Here is a 4,466-nt window from a genome sequence, read left to right as displayed (position 1 = left end):
AGCCAGAACAGTAGTGATAGCTGCTGTCAGAGTAGTTTTACCGTGGTCAACGTGGCCGATAGTACCAACGTTAACGTGCGGTTTTGAACGTTCAAATTTTTCTTTAGACATTAGATTGTCCCTCTAAGACACGGAATCGGTGGTTAAACCACATCAACCAAGCAAGAATTTATTTCGCTTGTTTTTTTCAGGAGACAAATCAGGGAGATTAGTGAGAACATAAGGGAAGTGGTGCTGATAGGCAGATTCGAACTGCCGACCTCACCCTTACCAAGGGTGTGCTCTACCAACTGAGCCATATCAGCACATCTTGGAGCGGGCAGCGGGAATCGAACCCGCATCATCAGCTTGGAAGGCTGAGGTAATAGCCATTATACGATGCCCGCAATGAACTCGGCTACCTGAGTTATCAGCTGTTAAACTGTTCCTCAAAATTTTCTCTTAAGAAAATTTCTTGGAGATGGTGGTGGGAGAAGGATTCGAACCTTCGAAGTCTGTGACGGCAGATTTACAGTCTGCTCCCTTTGGCCGCTTGGGTATCCCACCTATCCAAATTGTTAATGGTGCCGGCACCAAGAGTCGAACTCGGGACCTACTGATTACAAGTCAGTTGCTCTACCAACTGAGCTATGCCGGCATCAAGTGCTGCGCATTCTAGGTAGAGTCGGCGCAGGTTGCAACAAAAAAATTAATTTTTTTGTTTGTTCGCTCACATTTTGTTCGCTTTTTGGCTTTTTGTTGATTTTTTAACTATTTTAAGCTTAAAACATCAACAGCAGCTGTTAACTATAGTCCATTATCATTTGGTCAGTAAAGGGAGAAAGAGGCTTAAAATTTTTAAAATTATTATTTTTTATTCGATATCACAATTTTAGCCTCTCATTTTTAGGTGTTTTTTTCATCACTCAGTATCATTTTTTCTGCCTACATCAAAAAAAACTCATAAAAAATAGAAAAAAACCTACGCCTCCCCACTTTCACTCGCTATGATGCTAGCAAATTTTATGGATACGGGTGTTTAGGCAACCTGTCCAACCTGCATAAAATAGGCAGATGTTGGTTTATGAAAAAGAAAGAAAATTTTATTACTACGCCATACTTAGAGTTTGATAGAGAACACTGGGCAACTTTACGTGATTCAGTTCCACTTACATTAACATCGGGTGAACTTCTAGAGTTAAAAGGGATTAACGAAGAACTCTCTATGGAAGATGTTATAGAGATTTATCTACCTTTATCGCGTTTATTGAATTTTTATATCAGCTCAAACTTACGTCGTCAGGCTGTCCTAGAGCAGTTCCTTGGGACTAATGGCGCAAAAGTGCCTTATATTATTGGTATAGCAGGTAGTGTAGCCGTTGGTAAGAGTACAACTGCACGTTTACTACAAGCACTACTCACTCGTTGGCCAGAACACCGTAAAGTTGACTTGATTACAACTGATGGTTTCTTACATCCTAATCAAGTATTAAAAGATAGGAATATCATGAAGAAAAAAGGGTTTCCGCAGTCTTATGATATGCGAAAACTCGTTAACTTCGTGTCGCAAATAAAATCAGGAGCACGTAACGTTAAGGCTCCTGTTTATTCACATTTAACGTATGATATCGTTCCTGACCAAGAACAAATCATTGATCAACCTGATATTTTAATACTTGAAGGACTAAATGTCTTACAAAGTGATATGGATTATCCACAAGATCCTCATCATGTCTTTGTATCTGACTTTGTTGATTTTTCCATTTATGTTGATGCTGCACCTGAATTATTAAAACAATGGTATATCGGTCGGTTTCTTAAATTTAGGCAAGGTGCATTCTCAGATCCTGATTCTTATTTCCATAGCTACTCTAAATTAAGTGAAGATGAAGCTATTAATATTGCAGGGTCTATTTGGGATGAAATTAATGGATTAAATCTTGAAGAAAATATATTACCAACAAAGGAAAGAGCCAGTTTAATTATGACCAAAGGTGAGAACCATACTATTCAGAGTGTTAGATTAAGAAAGTAATTATTTATATTGGCCGGCTTATCTCCGGCCAATAATATATCACTCGTTTGGCCTTAATGATATTTCCCCACCAATATAGGGAATTATTTCTCCATTATCCTTTTGTAGTAATAATGCGCCTTGATCATTAACGCCACGCTCAATTCCTGTAATTACATCATTACCTATCAATAACTTAACAGGTCTATTCAGAAAATTATCTAATTTAAACCATCGTTCTAAAAATGGTTTTAGTCCTTCGTGTTCAAATACAATTAAGGATTCTCTTAATGACTTAATAATATTAGCAGATAATTCATTACGCTCTATATTTTCAACTTCATCTCTTAGTGATGACCATTCTTGTGTTATTGGTTTTGAAATTTCAATGTTGTTATTATTCATCCCAATGTTAATACCAACACCAATAATAATATGAGCTGCATCTCCTGTTTTACCAGTTAATTCAACAAGAATTCCTGCAAGTTTTTTATCATTCATATACAGGTCATTGGGCCACTTTACTTTCACTTTTTCTTGGCTGATTCTATTTAATACTTCAGCAATTACGATACCCACAACAAGACTTAGTCCCACTGCCGCTGCAGGCCCTTGCTCTAATTTCCAATACATTGAAAGATAAAGATTACAACCAAATGGAGATATCCACTGGCGCCCTCTTCTACCACGCCCAGCACTTTGATATTCGGCTAAGCAAGTGTCTCCTGATTTAAGCTCAGCAATACGCTCTAACATATATTGGTTTGTTGAATCGATAACTGGCTCAACAATAATATCCACACCATCAATTTGCTTTTTAATGGCTTCTTCGCTTAATAAATTGATTTGATATGGAAGCTTATAGCCTTTTCCAGCTATTGTTTCTATGTTTAATCCCCAAGAGCGCAATGTTTTGATATGTTTATTAATTGCAGATCTTGTCATTCCTAATTGTTCACCGAGTTGCTCCCCCGAATGGACCTGAGCATCAGCTAAGATATCAATTAGCTGTAAAGGAATATTAGTTTCTTTCATCGAATATAATCCATTGCATTAACTTCTCCCATTCGGCCGATAAACCTTACTTCTGGCTCTAAATTAATATCAAAGCGCTTTGCTACCGTTTGGCTCACATATTTCGCCAAATTAGCAATATCTTGCCCTGTTGCGTGCTGTTTATTAATTAACACCAACGCCTGTTGGGTGTGAACAGCAGCGCCACCTATTTGATGACCTTTTAAACCGCACTGGTCAATTAACCAACCTGCGGCTAATTTAATACTGCCATCAGCTTGTTCATATTGAGGACAATTAGGATAAGCTATTTTTATGGCCTGTGCCTTTTCTGCTGAAATAACAGGGTTCTTAAAGAAACTCCCCGCATTGCCCGTTACTGTTGGGTCAGGTAATTTGCTTCTACGTGTTTGGCATACAGAATTAAATACTTGCTCTGGTGTTACTGTATTGGGGTCAAGTTGAGCAAGATCTCCATACATAAGCTTAGGAACCCATTCTTTAGCTAATTTTAGTCCAACACTGATGATGACATAGCCATATTGATACTCATGCTTAAAAATACTATCACGATAGCCAAATTGGCATTCCGCAGCTGTTAGTCGTATTACTTTGCCTGTTTCAAGGGAAAGTACGTCAACATACTCGCATATATCTTTTAGCTCTATGCCATAAGCACCAATATTTTGAATAGGTGCAGAACCCACACAACCCGGGATCAATGCTAAATTTTCTGCACCACAAATACCTTTACTCAATAATGTTTCAAGTAATTGATGCCAATTTTCACCTGCTTGAGTATGAACATACCAATAACTGTTATCTTCTGTTATTTCTATGCCCTTAAGCTGATTAATAATTACAACACCTTCAAAGTCTGCAACAAATAGAACATTACTTCCCCCCCCTAATAATAATACTGGGAGTTGCTGATTTTTAGCCTCGAGCCATTGTTGGAGCAAAGATTCTTGATTATTCACACAAACAATTGATAATGCTTTTGCTTGAATGCCAAAGCTATTAAATGATTTAAGTTCAGACGTTAGGTTCATTACAGCCTTCAGTACAAGTAAACGAGAATAAGATAAGTCTATCAGGCTGGATTAAGAGTGAATAGCCAGATTAGGAAAATAAGATAATTAGTGAAAATTACGCTATTAATAGAATGTAAAAAGCCACCCAATGGGTGGCTTCTTTATATTTAAAACCTAGCAGTTCCCTACTCTCACATGGGGAGACCCCACACTACCATCGGCGCTACGGCGTTTCACTACTGAGTTCGGCATGGGGTCAGGTGGGACCACCGCGCTATTGCCACTAGGTAAATTCTTTTTAAATGCCGATTATATGGTGCTGATACCCAGATTCGAACTGGGGACCTCACCCTTACCAAGGGTGTGCTCTACCAACTGAGCCATATCAGCAATATGGTGCGGTCAGTCAGTACTGACACAACCTT

At 38.3% G+C, this 4,466-nt stretch carries 4 protein-coding genes, 5 tRNA genes and 1 rRNA gene; 1 reads left to right on the top strand and 9 read right to left on the bottom strand.

The window, feature by feature from the left end:
* The 5 genes from PSE60_RS20565 to PSE60_RS20545 all read right to left on the bottom strand — a co-directional run.
* A partial coding sequence (locus PSE60_RS20565) for a GTP-binding protein (protein ID WP_231310522.1) occupies window positions 1-111 on the bottom strand: 111 nt, incomplete at its 3' end.
* 118 nt (window positions 112-229) lie between these two features.
* Window positions 230-305, bottom strand: a tRNA-Thr gene (locus PSE60_RS20560).
* A 6-nt stretch (window positions 306-311) separates the two neighbouring features.
* Window positions 312-386, bottom strand: a tRNA-Gly gene (locus tag PSE60_RS20555).
* Between the two features lie 75 nt (window positions 387-461).
* Window positions 462-546, bottom strand: a tRNA-Tyr gene (locus PSE60_RS20550).
* Window positions 547-561: 15 nt separating this feature from the next.
* Window positions 562-637: transfer RNA gene (locus PSE60_RS20545), tRNA-Thr, on the bottom strand.
* Between the two features lie 426 nt (window positions 638-1,063).
* On the opposite strand from PSE60_RS20545, the gene coaA reads away from it, so the two are divergent.
* Window positions 1,064-2,014: a type I pantothenate kinase gene (coaA, locus tag PSE60_RS20540; protein WP_272666589.1), complete on the top strand. Its 951-nt coding sequence runs from the start codon at window positions 1,064-1,066 to the stop codon at window positions 2,012-2,014.
* Between the two features lie 39 nt (window positions 2,015-2,053).
* On the opposite strand, the gene birA is transcribed toward coaA, so the two are convergent.
* From birA to PSE60_RS20520, 4 genes are all read right to left on the bottom strand, one after another.
* Window positions 2,054-3,028, bottom strand: a complete 975-nt coding sequence (gene birA / locus PSE60_RS20535; protein ID WP_272666588.1) for a bifunctional biotin--[acetyl-CoA-carboxylase] ligase/biotin operon repressor BirA — start codon at window positions 3,026-3,028, stop codon at window positions 2,054-2,056.
* Window positions 3,025-4,059 carry a UDP-N-acetylmuramate dehydrogenase gene (murB, locus tag PSE60_RS20530; RefSeq protein ID WP_272666587.1) on the bottom strand — a complete coding sequence of 345 codons (1,035 nt, stop codon included), beginning with the start codon at window positions 4,057-4,059 and terminating at the stop codon, window positions 3,025-3,027. The genes birA and murB overlap by 4 nt, the downstream gene beginning before the upstream one ends.
* A gap of 154 nt (window positions 4,060-4,213) precedes the next feature.
* A 5S ribosomal RNA gene (gene rrf / locus PSE60_RS20525) occupies window positions 4,214-4,329 on the bottom strand.
* Between the two features lie 26 nt (window positions 4,330-4,355).
* Window positions 4,356-4,431, bottom strand: a tRNA-Thr gene (locus PSE60_RS20520).
* Window positions 4,432-4,466 lie beyond the last annotated feature (35 nt).

Source organism: Providencia sp. PROV174 (assembly GCF_028480685.1).
Taxonomy (GTDB): Bacteria; Pseudomonadota; Gammaproteobacteria; order Enterobacterales; family Enterobacteriaceae; genus Providencia; species Providencia rettgeri.
The sequence above is the reverse complement of the archived record's forward strand: the minus strand, read 5'-3'. Positions and strand labels throughout refer to the sequence as shown.